This is a genomic window from Flammeovirga pacifica (assembly GCF_000807855.2).
Lineage (GTDB): Bacteria > Bacteroidota > Bacteroidia > Cytophagales > Flammeovirgaceae > Flammeovirga > Flammeovirga pacifica.
Genome location: NZ_JRYR02000001.1, coordinates 3,248,123 through 3,268,206, shown reverse-complemented (window position 1 = coordinate 3,268,206; position 20,084 = coordinate 3,248,123). Strand labels below are relative to the sequence as shown.

Sequence of the window (20,084 nt, the reverse complement as noted above, 5' to 3'; positions counted from 1 at the left end):
ATTTATAGTGGCTTTGTTAACTTTCAATATTAATAAAGTCACTATTTTTTTATGACTATGCAAAAAATTACTAGAAGCCAATTATCGCTCAGAAACGGACAAGACAAAGAAGAAATATGGGTTGCTTTCGAAGGAAAAGTATACGATATGTCTAAGTCTAGACTATGGAGAGAAGGAAGACATTATCAACATTGGGCAGGGCAAGATTTAACTCCTGAAATGAGAGATGCCCCTCATACGGCTTTTGTCTTTGATAAATTTGATCCAATTGGAGAATTGGAAGACTAACTAATGGCACATATTTCTAAGCTTCAAGCACACTTATTTTTAGTAGGTGCTTCAATTATTTATGGCTGTAACTTTGTAGTATCAAAGTTAGCAATGCCTGAGTTTATTACTCCTTTTGCTTTTATTTTTCTAAGGATTTTAGGAGGATCTATATTATTTTCTCTTTTACATTTTTTTACGGTAAAAGAAAAGGTAACCGATAAGAAGGATTTTGGTAGATTACTTTTAGCAGCATTGTTTGGTGCGAGTTTTAATCAATTAATTTTTTATGAAGGATTAGCACAAACTAGTGCAATCAATGCCTCGGTTATTGTTGTTTCTTCTCCAATTATTGTCCTCACTTTATCTTCTATTTTTCTGAAAGAGAAAGTAACACCACTAAAAGTGGTAGGTATCTCATTAGGTTTTATAGGAGCAGTACTAATGATTGGACTTAATGGAATAGCATTTCATTCAGGATCTGTTCAAGGAGACATGATGGTACTTATTAATGCATCACTGTATAGTGTGTATTTAATTATATCAAAACCTCTTCTTGCTAAATATCATCCTTTTACGGTAACAAAGTGGACGTTTGTCTTGGCACTTCCTTTTGTGACAATCATGACATGGAACGATATTAACACCATGGATTGGGAAAGTATTCCCTTACCTATTTGGGGAGCTATTAGTTATACAATAGTCTTTACAAGCTTCTTGGCCTATTTATTTTATGCAATTGCGATGAGAGTGGTGAATGCTAGCACAGCGAGTTTCTATATCTATTTTCAGCCGATGGTAGCTACATTTGTAGCCATATTAGTTTTTGATGAAACGATCAAAATAGTTCAGGTTATTGCTGCAGCTTTAATTTTTTCAGGCGTGTATTTGATAAGTATCAAGAAGAAGAACAAAGAGAAAGAAATTTCTAAAAAATAGACTAATCTGATCAAAATAGTTTCACAGAAATGAGTGAATCGGAGTTCATATCAATCAATAAAAATCGATGGGAAAAAGTATAACAAAATTACAAGCACATTTATTTCTTGTTGGGGCATCGTTCGCCTATGGAGCTAATTATAATGTGGCTAAAATTGTGATGCCGGATTATATACAACCCAAAGGTTTCATATTAATGAGAGTCGCCTTTGCAGCAATATTATTTACTATAATTCATGCTTTTTTTGTCAAAGAAAAGGTTGAAAGTAAGCAAGATTATAGAAAGTTGATTGTTGCTGCTTTTTTTGGAGCATGTTTAAATATGATCACTTTCTTTGAAGGATTGTCTCTAACATCACCCATCAATGCTTCTGTAATTATGGTATCTTCTCCCATCTTAGTATTGATTATGTCTGCCTTCATATTAAAAGAAAAAGTAACACTAAAAAAAGTAATAGGTATTGTATTAGGATTGAGCGGAGCGTTAATTTTAGTGAGTATGAATGGACTAGATTTATGTAATGGATCTACACTAGGTGATATTTTGGTGATTGTCAATGCTAGCTCATATGGTTATTACTTGATATTAATTAAACCTTTAGCGACAAAGTATCATCCTTTTACTATTCTAAAATGGGTATTCATATTTGGAGTACCACTCGTTTTACCATTTGGAATTATGGATATTGTGGAAGTACAATGGCATACTTTTACACCAGAAGTAACATGGTCTGTAGTTTTCGTATTGGTTGGTGCTACATGTATCACTTATCTATTTAATGCTATAAGTCTTCAGGTTTTGAATGCGAGTACAACAAGCTTTTATATTTATTTCCAACCTTTAATAGCTGGAGCTATTGCTGTTTTTCTGTTTGATGAACAACCTAGATGGGAGCAATTATATGCTACAATTCTTATTTTTACAGGTGTAGCATTAGTTTCGAATTGGTCTAAAAAATCAACAACTAACTGATGTTGTCTTCTTCCATTTTGCCATCTTTTACCTTTAAAATACGTTTAGCTTTTCGAGCAAGCTGAGGATCGTGAGTGACAATTACTAAAGTAGTATTATGATTTTTATTGAGCTCAAAAAGTAGGTTTTCTACATGAGCACTTGTTTCCTCATCTAAATTACCTGTAGGTTCATCGGCAAAAAGAATTTTTGGCGTAGTTACAAATGCTCTAGCTAAAGCCACTCTTTGTTGTTCCCCTCCAGAAAGTTGATTTGGATAATGATGTTCTCTTCCTTCTAAACCTACTTCTTTAAGCATATCATTGGCCTTTTTCTTTGCATTTGATTGACCTTGTAATTCTAAAGGGGTCATCACGTTCTCTAAAGCAGTAAGAGAAGGTAGTAATTGAAAGTTCTGGAAAATGAAACCAATTTTTTGATTTCGAATATCAGCTTTATCATTTTCACTTAAAGTAGTAATATCAATATTATCAATAAAGACTTTACCAGAGGTAGGGGTATCTAATCCTGCGGTCAATCCAAGTAAGGTGGTTTTTCCAGAACCTGAAGTCCCTACAATAGCCACAGATTCGCCTTCTTTTACTTCAAAAGAAATATTTTTGATGATTTCTAATGCATCATCACCTATTCCAAAAGATTTGATTAAATTTTCTATTTTAAGCATAAGTTAGTCATTAATTAATGATGAAATTTCTCCAGAATCATTGAGTAAGATAAGGTTATCTATACAGAACCTTCTTGGGTAAGTAATGACATTTGCCGTATCTTTTTTACTTGTTGTAATCGTAAATTCTAACCCTTCAACAAGACCGAGTGAAATGAGTTCTTGATTTTCCCAACTGTTGTTAACAGATAAGTTGTTACTTATTCTAGAAATTAAAGTAGTAGAAATGACAGTATCAGTAGCAACAGTATCGCCTCTAATACCTCTGATGTCTATTTGGTAAAAGTCTCCATTACTGAAAGCATTGTTCCCGGTTTCGCCTTTAGCATATTGAACAACAGAGCCATTATTCGCTAAATCTATGCTCATAGGGCTATATTTTCCATCAAATTTCATGATCAACTTTCCATTTTCATAAGTTCTTACTACTCCGAATTGATTATTTGAAGGTAGTAATAAAAATGCACCGTACTGACCGTATTCACTAACACTAGAATCTGTAATATTAGAATATCCAAATTCATAATAATCATCAGAAGAGGTAGGAGAAACATTATTAAATGATATGTTCCCTGAAGTAAATGTAGAAGAAGATCCACTCATATCATTCCCTACCCAATAGGAATTATCATTTAAAGTAAGATCGTCGAAAGATGCAGCTCTTTCAACAACATATAATGTGATTTCAGCACTTCCTGTATAGGTATTGTTTCCCGCTTCAAATTTGGCAATTTGAAAACCTTCATTACTATATGAAATAGAATCAGTTCTTAAGGTAGTGGCAATTTGTTCATTATTGACAGACCATTTATAGGAATCGTCATCTCCACCTCTTACCCTTGCTTCGTAAACAAATTTTTGATCTTTTAAAACCAATGCTCTTGCGGTAGTCGGGTTAACTTTTGGAGATATAATGGCCACTTCTAAACGCGGGTCTTTAATTTCTTCTACTCCACAAGAGTACAAAAGAAATGAAGAAATAAAAGTGAAGATGTATATAAAAAATGATTTCATTATTTTTTCTTATTAATATAACAAGGAAGAGGGATTTTTTTTAAAAACTCATAGCTTCCTTTTTCAAAGTTAATAGAACAAAAGTAATGTTGCAGCCCATTAGTAATACAAATAAAGGGAGCTTTAATTTTACTATTGTATTGAGCCACCTGCTGAAATGTTTCATTACTTAATTTTACGGTAGGAGATTTACATTCTACAAGTAGAAAAGGAGTGCCACCTCTTTCATAAAACAAGAGATCAGAACGTTTAATACGCTTATTAACCGTTAGCCCACTTTCTATACCTACTAAGTTTTTAGAAAATCCCATGCCCAATAACATTTGTAAAAATTGTTGTCTTACCCATTCTTCAGGAGTAAGTAACAACATTTTTTTTCTGATTGGATCAAAAATATAGGTTTTTCCCTCTTTTTCTTCTGTTCGGACTTTAGATAATGGTAAGTTTAATTTTTGCATATTATGAATGAAAACCTAAAAACAACATACTCTATGTAAATTTAGAAAGAATTTGATGATATATTGAATATGAATTATGTTCAATGATTATTTTTTGACGTCTCTTTATAGAAAGCACAACATAGATTTAATTTAATAGTTTCTTTGGCAGAATACACAACATATCGCCCTGAAGATCAATTTGACGATACTAATATGTCGAAGGCAGTACCTTCTTCACAATATTATTACTCTTATAGTTATTTATATAAATGGCTAAATATAGAAGAAAATAATGATGAGGTACTCCAACTGGGGGAAGGGAATTATATAAAAATGACTACTATATTTTTTGAATTAAATCTTACCAGCACTAGAAGGAAATTTGAGAAACGTCATATCAAAAAACTATTTGTGAAAAAGAAGAAACTGATACTACCATTACTATCAGGAGGAATTTTAGGTCCATTTGCTTTGTTCTCTTCTTTTTCAGGTTTCTTTGAGTTATTCACAGGATTTTCTGTTTTTTTGGCGTGTGCCTTTTTATTCTATTATGGCTTTGTAGGAAATTATCAAATAGAAGTTTTACAAAAAAATGGAGTACAAAATCAGTTTTTTGTAGATGGGAATATCCCTGAATTAGAGAGTTTTATATCAAGATGTAATCAAGATTTTTCGAGAAATAATCATTTTTAATGGTTTTTATTTACAATTATTTATTGATTTTTTTAATAAATAATTTGCAAGATTAAATTTTTCGATATACTTTTGCATCGCATTTCGGGGAAACGCTCTCAGAAATTGTCCGATGGTGTAATTGGCAACACGTCTGTTTTTGGTACAGAAGAGTCTAGGTTCGAGACCTAGTCGGACAACATAAATAACATTTGAGATCTTTTTCCGGAATATTGTCCGATGGTGTAATTGGCAACACGTCTGTTTTTGGTACAGAAGAGTCTAGGTTCGAGACCTAGTCGGACAACAAAAAAGCTTTACAGATTTTCACTGTAAGGCTTTTTTTTTGCTCGCTATTTTTATATTTGTAAAATAGATATAATAAAAATACCAACTAACATGTCAAAAAGAATATTAAAAGTCATATTCACTTTAACTTTATCATTAACGATATTAGGTGTTTATGCTCAAGAGACTGCAGGTTCAGCAACTCAAACTGGTAATACTACAAGTAGTACTGTGAAAACTACTTCTACTAAAAAGGCTGCACCTGCCAAACCTAAAGGCCCAGCGGATAATACGCTTAAATCAAAATACGAGTTTATGTCTAAAAGAGGCGGTCGCTGGAAAGAGTACCGTATGATTAAACAAGATTGGTTAAACTCTTATTGGGCAGAAGTAGATGATACGTTGTCTACAGCTTACACTGATGCTATAGAGGCGCGTAAAGAGACGGCATTAGCTAATCAGGAAGTAAAAGAAATGGAAGCTAGGTTGGGTGAGAAAGATCGTTTAATCGATCTTGGAGATTACATCACACTAGCAGGTATGGATCTAGATAAATATTCTGTAGTTTATACCGCCTTTTCTATTATTGTAATTTTGATCCTCGTTTTGATTTTTGGTTTGATCAAATTCAAATCAAATAACCAAACAGTAGTTGAGGTGAAACGAGATTATGATAATGTTGAAAAAGAATATGATGATTTCAGAACTAAGGCTCAAGAAAGAGAGATGAAAGTCAGAAGAGAACTAGTTACTGAAAGAAATAAAGGAGAAGAAATGCAAAAAGAACTTTCTTCTTTAAGAAAAAGAGAAAATAAGATGTCATAAGCATTATTCTTTACAAAAAGCCCACTTCTTCCCCAAAGTGGGCTTTTTTTATTCTTAAAATTTCTAGAACTTAGAGTGTTGAAGTAGTATACCAACGTACTTTTTATATTATAGCGATTTTTTTATCAACGGTAGGATTTTATTAGATACATTTTTCTAGTGTGGTTTATCAAAATCAAGCTATGGTACATTACTTTAATGGTGAAACAATCTACACAACATATTTTTTAGCATTAAGTGTTTAATGATTAGATTATCAATTTTATATAGCATCCTTTTTATTTTCCTAATAGGTTGTAAACAAAAGGTTGATGTAATGGAAGGCTTTGTTGATGCAAAATCGAAGAAAGAAGCCTATTATGTGAAGCAAATTAATTATTTGGAAGATCTTATCCGTGATGATGAGAACAATGCTAACCTACACTATTTAAAAGCTAATGCTGAATATGAAATCAAACAATGGGCAGCAGCCTTAGAAGATATTTCAATAGCCACAGCTATAGATTCTACTGTAGGGAGTTACTTTTTCCTCGCTGCAAAAAATCATTATGCCTTTAAAAACTATGAAGATGCTATTTCTAATATCAAATTAGCATCAGAGAAAGCTTATAAACATCCGTTTTTAAATATTCTTCTTGCTCAATCTTTTCTAAAAATGAATGAATTGGATAGTGCTTATCAATTACTATTAAAATCAAATATAGAAGCACCTAATAGTATCCAATTAAAAAGAGTATGGGCAGAATATTATTTTATTTCTGGAAATACTGAAAAGGTCAAAAATATCAATAAAGAAATTATAGGATTGAATCCTTTTGATACCTTGGCTTATGCTTACCTTGTTCATGATGCGATGAAAAAAAATCAATTAGAGGAAGCAAAGCAAATAATAAATACCACAAAGGAAAAAGAGATTACTTCTTTGTCTTTAAAGACATTCGAAGCAGAATTATTAGTACAAGAACAACATCTCGATAGTGCAGAGTTTATTTTTAAAGAAGTATTGAAAATTGATCCTACTCAAATGCATACTTCAAGACAATTAGGAAAACTATTACGTAAAAAAGGACTTCCATTAGAAGCAAAAAAAGTATTTTTAGAAGGATTACAATATGAACAAAACGCAAAAGAACTTTGGTATGAACTGGGACTAACGGAACAGTATTTAATTAAAGACTATGGAGAGGCTAGAAATAACTACGAGAAAGCACTAGAAATAGATCCTTCTTATTTAGATGCTAGAAAAGCATTAAATAACTTAAGAGCAATATTGAGAAGAATGTATGCTCCTCCTCCTGTAGAAGAAGAGACTACTACAGAAGAGGCAACGATAGATTCTTCTGATGAAACAAATGAATAAATTCAAAACTGCTACGATTCAAAAATAACTATGATTTCAAAAACTTACGGAAGCTCTGTTTACGGAGTAGATGCCTCTCTTATAGAAATAGAGGTGAATGTTTTAAATGGTAAAGGACTATTTGTGGTAGGTTTACCCGATAGTGCCATAAAAGAAAGTGAACATAGAGTAGAAAGTGCTGTTAAGCATTATGGCTATGTTATTCCAAGGCAAAAAGTGGTCGTAAATTTAGCTCCTGCAGCTACTAAAAAAGAAGGAGCTGCTTTCGATTTACCCATTGCTTTATCCATTTTACAATCTTCAGAACAGATAGGTGCAAGAGCATTAGAAGACTACATCATTTTGGGAGAACTCTCATTAGATGGAGAGTTAAGACCTATAAAGGGAGCTTTACCTATCGCTATTGAAGCAAGAAAACAAGGTAAAAAAGGCTTTATCCTTCCTAAAGAAAATGCTGAAGAAGCAGCTATTGTTAATAACTTGGATGTTATAGGTGTTTCAAGTCTATTAGAAGCTATTGAGTTTGTGCAAGGAGATAAAGAAATAAAACCACTAGAAATAGACACAAGAGAGCTTTTTGATGATATGTTAGATGATTACGAACTAGACTTTTCTCAAGTTCAAGGTCAGGAGAACATGAAAAGGGCTTTAGAAATAGCGGCAGCAGGTGGTCATAATGTTATTATGATAGGACCTCCAGGTGCAGGTAAAACAATGTTGGCAAAAAGATTGGCCACAATTTTACCGTCACTTTCTTTACAGGAAGCATTAGAAACAACAAAAATTCATTCTGTAGCAGGAAAGTTAGGGGTTAATAATGGACATCTTATAAGTACTCGTCCTTTTAGATCGCCACATCATACCATTAGTGATGTCGCTTTAGTTGGAGGAGGAGGAGTGCCTCAACCCGGAGAAATATCACTTTCTCATAATGGGGTTTTATTTCTAGACGAATTACCAGAGTTTAAAAGAACGGTATTAGAAGTTATGCGCCAACCTCTTGAAGAGAGGAAAGTAAGTATATCAAGAGCAAGAATGTCAGTAGACTTTCCTGCTAATTTTATGTTGATTGCGAGTATGAACCCTTGTCCTTGCGGATATCATAATCACCCAGAAAAAGATTGTACTTGTCCTCCAGGAGCAGTACAAAAATATTTGAACAAGATTAGCGGACCATTATTAGATCGTATAGATTTACATGTGGAGGTTACTCCAGTTTCTTTTGATCAAATTGCGTCTTTAAAAGAAGCAGAATCCAGTAATGAAATTCGTAAAAGAGTAATCGAGGCTAGAGAGATACAAAAAGATAGGTTCGAAAAAGAAGGATTAAAATTACATAGTAATGCAATGATGCCTTCTCAAGTAGTGAAAAAAATATGCACTTTAGATCCATTAGGAAAAAATCTTCTAAAATCTGCAATGGATAGACTCGGCTTGTCTGCAAGAGCATATGATAGGATTTTGAAGGTGGCAAGGACGATTGCTGATTTGGCAGGAAGTGAAAAAGTGGAAGCAGGACACATCGCTGAGGCGATTCAATTTAGAAGTTTAGACAGAGAATCGTGGGTTGAGGGCTAAAAATTATTACAACTATACTTATCTGCTTATATTTGCCTTAATATTCCTAATTTTAGGAAAACAAGTTTCGAAATAAAGAGAAAGTAGCTGTGAAAATCATTATTGCGGGAGCAGGTGATGTAGGTTTCCATTTGGGTAAACTACTGGCACACGAAGACCATGATATTACACTTATCGATACTAATGTTGATAGTTTAAATCATGCCGCTAATCATATAGATGTAGCGACTGTAAAAGGTTCATCTACATCTTTTGCTGTCCTTGAGGAAGCGAATGTTGATAAATCTGATATGTTGATCTCTGTGACTTCATCAGAAGAGACCAACCTTATTACTGCAATGGTTGCCAAGAGATTGGGAGCAAAAAGAACAATTGCAAGAATTACGAATAGTGAATATTTACACTCTCGTGATATATTGGATATGAGAAGAATGGGTGTCGATGAAATGATTTCACCTCAACTTCTTGCTACAAAAGAAATTAAAAGGCTTTTAAAAGAGGCCGCAATTACCGATACTTTTGAATTCGAAAAGGGTTTACTTTCTCTTATTGGGATCACCATTGATTCTGAAAAACCATTAGTTGGGAAAACACTAGAAGAAACGACTTATCTAAATAAAGATTTCAAGTTTCTAACTGTAGCTATCCTAAGAAATGATGAAACTATTATTCCTAGAGGTCATACTAAATTTGAATTAGGAGATCACGTTTACTACATCGCAAAACCTGATGGCGTAGAGAGTGTTATTCGACTTACAGGAAAAAAGCTAGGGAAAAAGATCAAGAGGTTGATTATTCTTGGTGGTAGTAAAGTAGGTTTTTATGCCGCTAGATCTTTGAGCTTTAAATACAATGTCGTTCTTATTGAAAAAAATAAAGAGAAAGCATTTCAATTAGCAGAAGAGCTACCAAATACATTGGTTATTCATGGAGATGGTAGAAATGTTGATCTTCTTGAGGAAGAAGGAATTGATAGTGCAGATGCATTTATTGCTGTTACTGGAGACTCTGAAACCAACATTATCACTTCTTTGGTTGCCAAAAAGCATGGCGTAGATAAAACTATTGCCTTGGTTGAAAACATGGACTACATTCATTTATCTCAAAACATGGGTGTAGATACTTTAATTAATAAAAAACTAATTGCAGCAAGTTTCATCTTTAGATACATAAGAAGAGGCGAAATTATTTCACTTACCAATGTTCATGGTGTAGATGCTGAGGTATTGGAGTTCGTAGTGAACGAAAACTCTCCAGTAACTGAAAAAGTATTGAAAGATTTAGGGTTTCCTAAGTCAGCTATTATTGGTGGAGCAATTAGAAAAGGAAAAGCCTATATTCCTAAAGGCGATTTCCAATTCGAACCTTATGATAGGGCAGTGGTCTTGACCCGTCCCGAATGTATATCTAAAGTGGAAGCATTCTTCCGTTAAACCTGATTTTTACTAAACGCATGCAACGAAAAGGTTTATTCAATATATGGCTTATCTGTAGAATCTTAGGTATCCTTATTCTTTTGAATGGGGTTTTTATGCTTTTCTGCTTGCCATTTGCATTTTATTTTGGTGATGGTGACTGGGAAGCATTAGTCAAAGCAGGAGCAATCACTATTTTTTCAGGAGGTATTGCCTCTTTATATGCTAGGAAAGTAGGATATTCTCAAGAATTCAGAAAGAAAGATGGTTATATAATCGTTTCGTTGGGCTGGGCTTTGATGGCATTTTTTGGTAGTCTACCTTATCTGTTTAGTGAGATTAATCCCTCATTTGCAGATGCATATTTTGAAACAATTTCTGGTTTTTCTACTACTGGAGCAAGTATACTTAACGATATAGAAAGTGTCGGAAAAGGGATACTATTCTGGAGATCACTAACACAATGGATTGGTGGTATGGGTATCATTGTGTTGGCAGTAGCAGTATTACCATTTTTAGGCATTGGAGGTATGCAGTTATTTGTGGCGGAAGCCCCTGGTATTACACCAGATAAATTGCAACCTAGAATAAAAGAAACAGCAAGAAGATTGTGGTGGGTATATGCAGGTTTAACAGGTGTTGAAACCATTTTACTAATGACTGGTGGGATGAGTTTTTATAACGCTTTAAACCATGCTTTAACAACAATGGCCACAGGAGGATTTTCTACATTTAATGATAGTGCAGCCTCATTTTCTCCATACATACAATACATATTGATTATTTTTATGCTATTGGCGGGTACCAATTTTACCTTAAACTACTTTTTATTTAAGAGAATGTTTAAAGCGATTTGGAACAATGAAGAGTATAAATATTATATTTATGTAATAGCCTTGGCTACTTTCGCCATAGGAGTAACTATAGTGATGACTACCGACTTAGGTGTAGAGAAATCGTTTAGAGATGCTCTTTTCCAAGTAATATCAATCATAACAACAACAGGTTTTGTATCTGCAGATTATACTGCTTGGACACCATTTGCTACCATGATTATTTTTGTGTTGATGTTTAGTGGTGGTATGGCAGGGTCTACTGCAGGAGGTGTAAAAATTGTTCGTCATATTATTCTATTCAAGAACTCTTTTTTAGAATTGAAAAGACAACTTCATCCAACAGCAATTATACCTGTAAGGTTTAATGGTAAAGCAATAAAAGGAAGTATTACCTTTAATGTACTTGCTTTTATCATGGCTTACTTTTTGATATTTGGAATAGGAATTTTAGTGATGTCTGCTATTGGTGTAGATTTAATGACTTCTATAGGTGCAGTGGCTACATCATTAGGTAATATCGGACCAGGTATTGGTACTGTAGGTCCGGTTGATAACTTTGCTCATTTGCCAGATTTAGCAAAATGGGTACTTTCGTTTCTAATGTTACTAGGTAGACTAGAACTCTTTACTGTAATGATCATATTTACTCCTTATTTCTGGAGTAGATTCTAATTTAAAGCTAATTTTAATTCCGAAGGGAAAGGAATGATGGGAAATAAGAAAAATAATTTATCAAAAATTTATGGAGTAGCCATATTGGTTATAGTGTTGGACCAACTGAGCAAGTTATTGGTTCATAACTTTATGGATATGGGTACTTTTGGAGAAGTAAAAGTAATTGGCGATTGGTTTAGATTACATTACTTATTAAATCCAGGAATGGCATTTGGGATGGAATTTGGTAATGAATACGGTAAATTAATATTAACGACATTTAGAATTATAGCTTCAGGAGGTATTGTTTATGGTCTTTACATCATGAATGAAAAAGGAGCACATTGGGGCTTTCTTGTTTGTGGAGCAATGATATTAGGTGGTGCAATTGGTAATTCTATAGATTCTGTATTCTACGGAGTATTTATAGAAGGAAATATGATTCCTAATTCTCCAACTCCTTGGTTTCATGGACAAGTAATTGATATGCTTTACTTCCCAATGGTAAGAGGTAATTTTCCTGATTGGTTGCCTTTTTATGGAGGAGACAAGTTTTTATTCTTTAGCCCGGTATTTAATATTGCAGACTCTGCAATCTTTTTAGGGGTACTTTTCATCTTTATTTTTCAAAATAAATTTGCAGAGTATGATAAGAAAGAATTAAAAAAAGAAGTGATTGAGAAAGAATAGTCATTAAATAAAAATGACCTGTATCAATAGAAAAAACAACAAATTTAAATCGGCGCATCGATTTAGATTTGTTGTTTTTTGTTTACGATCAATAACTATTTTTTTTTCGATTTCTGCCAATTGTTAATGTACATTTGAATACACCCCGTAAGAGAAAAGAATTATCTAAAATTATAAACTAAAACCATTTAATGAAAACTAATATCATTTCTACCATTGTGTCCATTCTTTTATTATCGTTAACTGTCCAAGCTCAAACAAGTAAGCTAGTACTTGAAGAAAGCAAGGTGACTGCTATTGGTACGTCCAATACGCACGATTGGGAAGGAGATGTCAAAAAGATGACAGGTGATGCAAAAATTACAGTTGAAAATGCTAATGTAACTGCAATCGAGTCATTAAATCTTACTATGGAAGTGAGCAGCATGGAATCGGGCAAAAGTAGCCTAGATGGTAACATGCACAAAACAATGTATGCCAAAAAGCATCCAAATATCACTTATAAATTGACATCTGCTACTGTAGATTCTGAGGGTAATGTAACTGCTCAAGGTAATCTTACAATTAATGGAAACACAAAAGCAATAACGCTAAAACCAACAACTACAGTAAGTAATGGTAAGGTCACTTTTAAAGGTACCACAACTTTCAATATGTCTGATTATGGTGTAGAACCACCTAGTTTGATGTTTGGTGCCATTAAGGTTGTCGACGAAGTGAAAATCGAGATGAAAGTCACTTTCATTTAATCAGAATGTTCAGACTGGAATTATCACCCATTCCAATCTTCATTAAATACTATCTCAAAGTAAAGAAATTGATATTGAGGTGTTTTCCCCCTCCTAAATATTTTACTTTGAGTAAAAACTAAAACAATTATTGGGATTCTCATTCTAAGAATTATCCTAAAACCAAACTAATCAATTAAATTATTATGAACAATCAATACAAAGTGTTGAGTGTACTTGCTATGCTTTTTTTCGCCACTTTAGGGTCTACTTATGCTCAAAATAAAGGCGGTATTTTCAACAGAGATATGCAATATATGCGTTACAATGACCAAAGAGGCATTGGCGTATTCGAAACTACAAAATCAGATACAGTAGGATTTGATGGTATGAAAGTAAGAGTAGGTGCTGACTTCGCATTACAGATGCAAGGTTTATCTCACTCAAACAGTGGTGTAGTTGAACTTGCGAATATTCATCCTGGTTTTAACCTACCTACAGCCAATTTAAACATTGATGCTCAGTTAGCGGATGGTGTTAGAGTTCACTTACAAACTTACTTGTCATCACGTCACCATAACGATGCATGGGTTATGGGTGGTTATTTACAAATTGATAATTTGAACTTCCTTAAACTAGAAAGCCAATTGGCAGACGATATCATGGATATCATTACTGTGAAAGTTGGTCAAATGGAAATCAACTATGGTGATCAACATTTCAGAAGAACAAACAATGCTTATGCAGTAGGTAATGCATTCTTCGGAAATACAATCATGGATCCATTTGCTACTGAAATGGCTATGGAAGTATATGCTCAAAAAGCAGGTTGGATCGGTATGGCCGGTGTTTCAAATGGTAAATTAAACCAAAATGTAACTTCTACAGGTAACTGGTCTGTTTATGGTAAATTAGGTTACGACAAACAAATCAACGACGACTTAAGAGCTCGTTTAACAGGTTCAGTATATCATAACTCTAATATTGCTAACGCAAACCTTTATGCAGGTGATAGAGCTGGTTCAAGATTCTATTCAGTAATGGATGAACCAGATCACTCAACTACATCATCATATAAAAATGGTCGTGTAGATCCAGGTTTTACCGGACAAATCACTTCATTTATGATTAACCCATTTGTGAAGTTCAAAGGTTTAGAATTCTTCGGTACATATGAAGTATCTAATGGTTCAGGTAAAAATGAATTCAATGATAACGATGATATCGAGTCTAGAAACTGGAACCAAATCAATGCTGAATTGATTTACAGATTTGGTGGTACTGAGCAATTCTATGTTGGTGGTAAATACAACACTGCTTGGGGTACTAATAGAAATGAAGGTGGTGAATACTTTGATGCCGACGGAAACGGTGTAGGCGAAGAATGGTCAGTGGATAACGCTAACCTACGTCAAAATAGAATTGAAGTAGCTGCAGGTTGGTTCATGACAAGAAACGTGATGATGAAAGCGGGTTATGTACACCATACTTACAGTGGATATGATGTTTATGCTGAAACACACAGAGCTGCACCTGAAGGAGCAGTAGGTGGATCAACAAATGCTATATATGAAGATGGTAAATTCAATGGATTCATGTTAGAAGCTGCAATTAGTTTCTAATTGAAAAATTGAATAATTATTATTGAAGTTGAAAAGGTATTTCTTGAAAAAGAGATACCTTTTTTTGTGTTTAATTTCAAATTATTCAAATGATTGATGTGTTAAATGTTATGAAAAATGAGACATAAAAAAAGAACGTTAGTTACAAAATATCTAACGTTCTCCAAGCTCTCTCTTCAATCTATTCATCTGACTTCTATGCTGCTTAACATAGTAAAAATTTAGATGTATCGTTGAATTACCTTAGGGCTCCAACTAACATCAATATCTTCTTGATGACCTTACAAAAGTCTTCATAATATCCTGTAAAATGAAATGATTTATAGTTTTTAATGCTATTTGGTCAATATTAAACTTTCTTTAAGATAAAAATTAAAAAATAACTTAAAAATAAGTATCATTGTTACTTTGTAGAAACCGATTGCATGAATTTTTACTGAAAATCATCTTGTTAACTATTTTCTCTTCCGAATATTATCATCTTTTATTAACATTCGTTAAATTGCATGTCAACTGACTCACCAAATTACTAGAATGAAACTACATAACATTGCTTTATACTTTATTCTTTATGCTGTTTTTACTTCATGTATCGCTTTAGAAGATAATTTTGATCCATCGATAAATTCAATGGACATAAATGAAGAGAGCATATTTTTCTATAAAGATACCTTTAACTTACAAGTTACTTTTTCTGATAATTTTTTAATCGAAGAGGCTACTGTTTCTATTGGAAAAGTAAATGATGAAAATACATCAACTGTAAAATTTGAATATGATTCAACCTATGAGGTAAATGCAAGAGCCATTGTTATTGATTCGGCTTTAGTGGTACCTCCTCATGTTTCTATTGGTACCTATTATCTATCTCTAAGGAATAAAGATGCAGGTGGCAATATTATAGAAGACACTACTTTTTTCCAAATTGGGACAGATACCTTAGGGCCATCTGTTGACGGAGATGTTGATGTTGTATCTGCTATACCTGGAAATACAGAGGCGACTGTTTTTTGTAGAGGAGAGCGAATTTATCTAGACGGAATGTTAATTGATAATATAGGTCTAGCAAAAGTTTCTGTACAGATAGGTGATAGTTACCCTATACTATTTCCTTTACAGGGCGAAAGCGTAAATATTAACTCTATCGTTCAAAAAAAATTATTTATACCTAATGATATTGTAAATGGTACTACCAACTTGACACTTATCATCGAGGATCTTTTTGGTAATACTTCTACTTATATCAAACAGTTAACAATTAACTGTGATGATGTTGCTCCTAATTTTGACAGTTATACATCAACAGAGCAAATTCCATCTGATAGAATTGTTTTGATTTACCCAGGTGCTGAATTTGCATTAAATACCTTAGTTGTACAAGATGAAGGTGGGCTAGATTCAGTTAGACTACAAGTAATAAAATCAACACTTGATTTAGGAAATGAGTCTGTAACTCCTGAAACTTTATTTGATCAAGAGTTACCTTTAAATGGTGTAAACTCTATTGATTTAGTATCATTATCGTCTTTAGATTTCAGTTGGGGTTTTGATCCTACAAGTTCATCAACAGGTGAGACAATTACTGTAAGTGTACAAGTTATTGATCAAGATCAAACTTGGAGCGAAGCATCTTTATTTAGATACTCTATTGTGGCTAAAGAAGATTTACCACCAGCAATTCTTGTTACGGATTTTATATTTAATGGAGTAAAAGAATATGTACCAGAAAATACGGTAAAAGTACTTGATGAAGCAGATACAGATAATGTTCGTATTCAACTAGACGGTAAAGTAGATGAAAATGTAGCATTGGATTCTTTAGTGATAGAATTTACTGATGTTCAATTAGGTACTGAAGGACAAGGAGAAAGTAGAATAATTACTGACTTTTCTAATTTAACTTATCCAATTGATATAGGAACAATAGTATCAGATATGAATTTATTGGTTAAATCAATTCCTTCAGGAGAAGACCTTTATGGATACACAAATTCTGAGTTTATTCTTAAAATCAGAGCAGTTGATGTAAGAGGTCAAGTGGATGAGGAATTCTATAGATTTTCTGTTGATTATGGAAAGTTAGGTGATTAAAGAACCTTGTTTAAATTTGATATAAAAAATATTTCTATTTTCTGATGATTTTTGTAACTAATCATCAGAAAATCAGTTTAATGATTGTGGTATAATTATATCACAATCATTTTTTTTTATTTTAAATATTTCTGTTTGATAAATAGTATAAATAATGACTTCTATTGACAAAGTTGTTGTGGGGAGTGAAGAATGGTCTGCATTACCTCAATTAGGGATTCCTGCTATAAAAGTAAGAGTGGATTCTGGAGCTAAGACATCTGCATTACACGCTGTAAATATAACTCCATTTAAAAAGGATGGAGAAAGCTGGGTAAGTTTTGAAGTGCATCCACTACAAAACAACGGTAAGACTGCGGTGCATTGTGAGGCAAAAGTAATTGATAAAAGAACGGTTAAAAGCTCTAGTGGAAAAAGTGAAAAACGATATGTAATCAAATCGGTGATTTCTATGGCTGAAGCCACTTGGGATGTAGAATTAACGCTAACCAACAGAGATTCTATGGGATACCGTATGCTTTTAGGGAGACAAGCAATGTCTGGAAAGTTATTGGTAGACCCCGAAGTATCTTTTAATTTAGGCGAGTTATCTTCTAATGTTATTGATCAATTTTATAAAACTCACGAAAGAAATTCTACGGGTTTAAAAATTGCGCTATTAGCTAGTAACCCTAACCTTTACAGCAATAGAAGAATCATAGAAGCAGCACAACAACATGGTCATGATATAGAATTTTTGAATATCAAAGACTGTTACATTAAACTAGATGGAGAAAAACCAGAGATGCATTATCGAGGAGGGAGAGTACTTAACCATTTTGATGCAGTCATTCCTAGAATTCGCCCATCGATGACATTTTATGGTACAGCATTAACAAGGCATTTCGAAGCATTGGGAGTGTATACTTTAAATACCGCAAATGCCATTACTCAATCTAGAGATAAATTGCACTCTTTACAGCTACTTATCAACAGTGGATTACCTATACCAACAACTGGTTTTGCTAATTCGCCATTAGATACCGAAAGTCTTATAGAAATGGTAGGGGGAGCACCTCTTATTGTAAAGCTTCTAGAAGGAACTCAAGGTAAAGGAGTTGTTTTAGCAGAGACAAAAAAGGCAGCTGAAAGTCTTATTAATGCATTTAAAAGTCTTAAAGCTAATATTCTTGTACAACAGTTTATCAAAGAATCGAATGGAAAGGATATTCGAATTTTTGTTGTGAATGGTAAAGTAGTAGAAAGCATTATGCGTACTGCTGCTCCTGGAGAATTTAGAGCAAACATCCACATGGGAGGTACTGCTTCTAAAGTGAAAATTACTGCTGAAGAGAAAAAAATCGCCATACAAGCGGCTAAAACTTTAGGATTAAAAGTAGCTGGAGTAGATATTATTAGAGGTAGTAACGGCCCATTATTGTTAGAAGTAAACTCGTCCCCTGGCTTAGAAGGAATAGAAGGCGTTTCTGATAAAGATATTGCTGGATCTTTAATCGATGCAGTAGAAAAAGGAGTTAAAAAGAAAAAGGCTAAATAAAAAAACGCTCCAAGAGTCAAATCTTGGAGCGTTTCTGTTTATAAGAAATTCAATTTCGAAAGGAAATTGTTTTTATAGCTATTTCCTATTGGTATTTCTTTTTGAGGCATTACTATTTGCATGTCCTCAATAGTGTCTACTTTTTCTAAATTGACGATATATGACCGATGAACACGAATAAAATTATCAGGAAATTTTTTCTCTAATGCTTTCATGGTAGAGTGTACCACATATTTTTTATCCAATGTATTGATCAGCATATAATCTGACAGAGCTTCGACAAAATAAATATCACAGAGAGATAATTTGATAATTTTACTATCAGCCTTAACAAACAAGGTATCATCCGAGCTTGTTTCAACTAATTTCTGATCACTTGTTTCGATAGACTGTTTTGCTTTCTCAACGGCTTTCAAAAACCTAGGGTAGGTAATTGGTTTGATCAAATAGTCTGTGAGATTAAATTCAAAAGCTTCGGCTCCAAAGTCTCTTCTCCCTGTTATTAAAACAACTTGAGGTAACTTTTCTAGAGATTGAACTAATTCAATGCCCGTCATTTGAGGCATCTCTATATCTAAGAAAAGTACATCAACAGCAGTATTTTGTAAGGCTTCATAAGCAGATACGGCATTGTCAAACTCTCCGACAAGTTCTAAACCCTCGGAACGTTTCACAAAGTCACGCACTACCATGCGAGAAACTTCTTCATCATCTACTATAAGACACTTAATATTGCTCATTTTAGAGATCTAGTGTTTTTAACTTTTGAATATACTTTCCTAATATATCAAATTCTAAATTGATTTTTGTTCCTTTTTTAATTTTATGGAAATTAGTATTCTCATAAGTATAAGGAATGATAGCAACACTAAACTGACCTTTAGCATCATCAACCACAGTAAGACTTGCTCCATTTACACAAATAGAACCCTTTTCTACAGTAAAGTTTTTAGTAGATGCATCATATTCGAAAGTAAATCTCCAGCTACCTTGTTCGTCTTGTACATTAATACACTCTCCGATTTGATCGACGTGACCTTGTACAATATGACCATCAAAACGGCCGTGAGAAGGCATACTTCTTTCTAAATTGACTACATCGCCAACGGTCCAATCTCCTAAATTTGTTTTTTGAAGTGTCTCATGAATCGCTACTACTTGATGTTTTTGACCATCAATATGTGTTACGGTTAGACAAACCCCATTATGTGCTAAGCTTTGATCAATTTTAAGTTCGTGAGAAATCGGTGATTCTACTGTAAAAATCGTATTCTCTTGATCTTTTGTTATATCAGTAATCTTGCCTAAAGCTTCAATTATTCCTGTAAACATTTTAATTATTAAGGGTTTTGTGATTATTAAAATACAATTTAGTCAAAATTCATTATAGATATTTTACTTTTAAGGAATAATCATAATATAGTCTACAATACTGCCTATTTGTTAAATTTAAATCGTTTCAAATAGTCTTAATTATTAGATACTATTCTG

The 20,084-nt window shown here is 33.3% G+C and carries 19 protein-coding genes and 2 tRNA genes; 16 read left to right on the top strand and 5 right to left on the bottom strand.

What is annotated here, in order from left to right; translation table 11 throughout:
- Positions 1-57: 57 nt before the first annotated feature.
- The 3 genes from NH26_RS12775 (at position 58) to NH26_RS12765 (ending at position 2,179) form a co-directional block, all read left to right on the top strand.
- Positions 58-288, top strand: coding sequence for a cytochrome b5 domain-containing protein (locus tag NH26_RS12775; protein WP_044225947.1), 231 nt, complete (start codon positions 58-60; stop codon positions 286-288).
- A gap of 3 nt (positions 289-291) precedes the next feature.
- A complete protein-coding gene (locus NH26_RS12770) occupies positions 292-1,206 on the top strand; it encodes a DMT family transporter (protein ID WP_044225836.1) in 915 nt (304 codons plus the stop codon).
- A 67-nt stretch (positions 1,207-1,273) separates the two neighbouring features.
- Positions 1,274-2,179 (top strand): DMT family transporter, encoded by a 906-nt coding sequence (locus tag NH26_RS12765; RefSeq protein WP_044225838.1) that lies wholly within the window; start codon positions 1,274-1,276, stop codon positions 2,177-2,179.
- Here the strand turns inward: NH26_RS12765 and NH26_RS12760 are convergent.
- From NH26_RS12760 to NH26_RS12750, 3 genes are read right to left on the bottom strand one after another with little or no spacing between them, the layout of a single operon-like run.
- Positions 2,172-2,843 carry an ABC transporter ATP-binding protein gene (locus tag NH26_RS12760; protein ID WP_044225842.1) on the bottom strand — a complete coding sequence of 224 codons (672 nt, stop codon included), beginning with the start codon at positions 2,841-2,843 and terminating at the stop codon, positions 2,172-2,174. The genes NH26_RS12765 and NH26_RS12760 overlap by 8 nt on opposite strands.
- A 3-nt stretch (positions 2,844-2,846) precedes the next feature.
- A complete protein-coding gene (locus NH26_RS12755) occupies positions 2,847-3,857 on the bottom strand; it encodes a DUF4465 domain-containing protein (RefSeq protein WP_044225845.1) in 1,011 nt (336 codons plus the stop codon).
- Positions 3,857-4,315, bottom strand: a complete 459-nt coding sequence (locus NH26_RS12750) for a type I restriction enzyme HsdR N-terminal domain-containing protein (protein ID WP_044225848.1) — start codon at positions 4,313-4,315, stop codon at positions 3,857-3,859. The genes NH26_RS12755 and NH26_RS12750 overlap by 1 nt, the downstream gene beginning before the upstream one ends.
- 144 nt (positions 4,316-4,459) lie before the next feature.
- Here NH26_RS12750 and NH26_RS12745 point away from each other — a divergent pair, with 144 nt between their 5' ends.
- The 13 genes from NH26_RS12745 to rimK all read left to right on the top strand — a co-directional run bounded on the left by NH26_RS12745 (position 4,460) and on the right by rimK (position 18,593).
- Positions 4,460-4,990 (top strand): hypothetical protein, encoded by a 531-nt coding sequence (locus tag NH26_RS12745; protein WP_044225849.1) that lies wholly within the window; start codon positions 4,460-4,462, stop codon positions 4,988-4,990.
- 106 nt (positions 4,991-5,096) lie between these two features.
- Positions 5,097-5,169 (top strand) — tRNA-Gln (locus NH26_RS12740).
- Positions 5,170-5,203: 34 nt separating this feature from the next.
- A tRNA-Gln gene (locus NH26_RS12735) sits at positions 5,204-5,276 on the top strand.
- Positions 5,277-5,368: 92 nt separating this feature from the next.
- Entirely contained in the window at positions 5,369-6,082 is a 714-nt protein-coding gene (locus NH26_RS12730; protein ID WP_044225850.1) for a hypothetical protein, read from the top strand.
- A gap of 316 nt (positions 6,083-6,398) precedes the next feature.
- A complete protein-coding gene (locus tag NH26_RS12725; protein ID WP_071397164.1) occupies positions 6,399-7,442 on the top strand; it encodes a tetratricopeptide repeat protein in 1,044 nt (347 codons plus the stop codon).
- A 30-nt stretch (positions 7,443-7,472) separates the two neighbouring features.
- Positions 7,473-9,020 carry a YifB family Mg chelatase-like AAA ATPase gene (locus tag NH26_RS12720; protein ID WP_044225852.1) on the top strand — a complete coding sequence of 516 codons (1,548 nt, stop codon included), beginning with the start codon at positions 7,473-7,475 and terminating at the stop codon, positions 9,018-9,020.
- A gap of 89 nt (positions 9,021-9,109) precedes the next feature.
- Entirely contained in the window at positions 9,110-10,453 is a 1,344-nt protein-coding gene (gene trkA, locus NH26_RS12715) for a Trk system potassium transporter TrkA (protein ID WP_044225855.1), read from the top strand.
- 20 nt (positions 10,454-10,473) lie between these two features.
- Complete coding sequence (locus tag NH26_RS12710) at positions 10,474-11,943, top strand: TrkH family potassium uptake protein (RefSeq protein ID WP_044225858.1); 1,470 nt, start codon at positions 10,474-10,476, stop codon at positions 11,941-11,943.
- Positions 11,944-11,979: 36 nt separating this feature from the next.
- Positions 11,980-12,615 carry a lipoprotein signal peptidase gene (locus tag NH26_RS12705; RefSeq protein WP_044225865.1) on the top strand — a complete coding sequence of 212 codons (636 nt, stop codon included), beginning with the start codon at positions 11,980-11,982 and terminating at the stop codon, positions 12,613-12,615.
- Positions 12,616-12,806: 191 nt separating this feature from the next.
- Positions 12,807-13,364: a YceI family protein gene (locus NH26_RS12700; protein WP_044225868.1), complete on the top strand. Its 558-nt coding sequence runs from the start codon at positions 12,807-12,809 to the stop codon at positions 13,362-13,364.
- A gap of 185 nt (positions 13,365-13,549) precedes the next feature.
- Positions 13,550-14,965 carry a hypothetical protein gene (locus tag NH26_RS12695; RefSeq protein WP_052432123.1) on the top strand — a complete coding sequence of 472 codons (1,416 nt, stop codon included), beginning with the start codon at positions 13,550-13,552 and terminating at the stop codon, positions 14,963-14,965.
- A 534-nt stretch (positions 14,966-15,499) separates the two neighbouring features.
- Positions 15,500-17,056, top strand: a complete 1,557-nt coding sequence (locus tag NH26_RS12690) for a DUF4625 domain-containing protein (RefSeq protein WP_044225870.1) — start codon at positions 15,500-15,502, stop codon at positions 17,054-17,056.
- Between the two features lie 154 nt (positions 17,057-17,210).
- Positions 17,211-18,593 carry a 30S ribosomal protein S6--L-glutamate ligase gene (rimK, locus tag NH26_RS12685; protein ID WP_044225873.1) on the top strand — a complete coding sequence of 461 codons (1,383 nt, stop codon included), beginning with the start codon at positions 17,211-17,213 and terminating at the stop codon, positions 18,591-18,593.
- Positions 18,594-18,631: 38 nt separating this feature from the next.
- On the opposite strand, the gene NH26_RS12680 is transcribed toward rimK, so the two are convergent.
- Positions 18,632-19,333, bottom strand: a complete 702-nt coding sequence (locus NH26_RS12680; protein WP_044225876.1) for a LytR/AlgR family response regulator transcription factor — start codon at positions 19,331-19,333, stop codon at positions 18,632-18,634.
- A gap of 1 nt (position 19,334) precedes the next feature.
- On the bottom strand, positions 19,335-19,925 hold the full coding sequence (locus NH26_RS12675) for a riboflavin synthase (protein WP_044225878.1): 591 nt from the start codon (positions 19,923-19,925) through the stop codon (positions 19,335-19,337).
- Positions 19,926-20,084 lie beyond the last annotated feature (159 nt).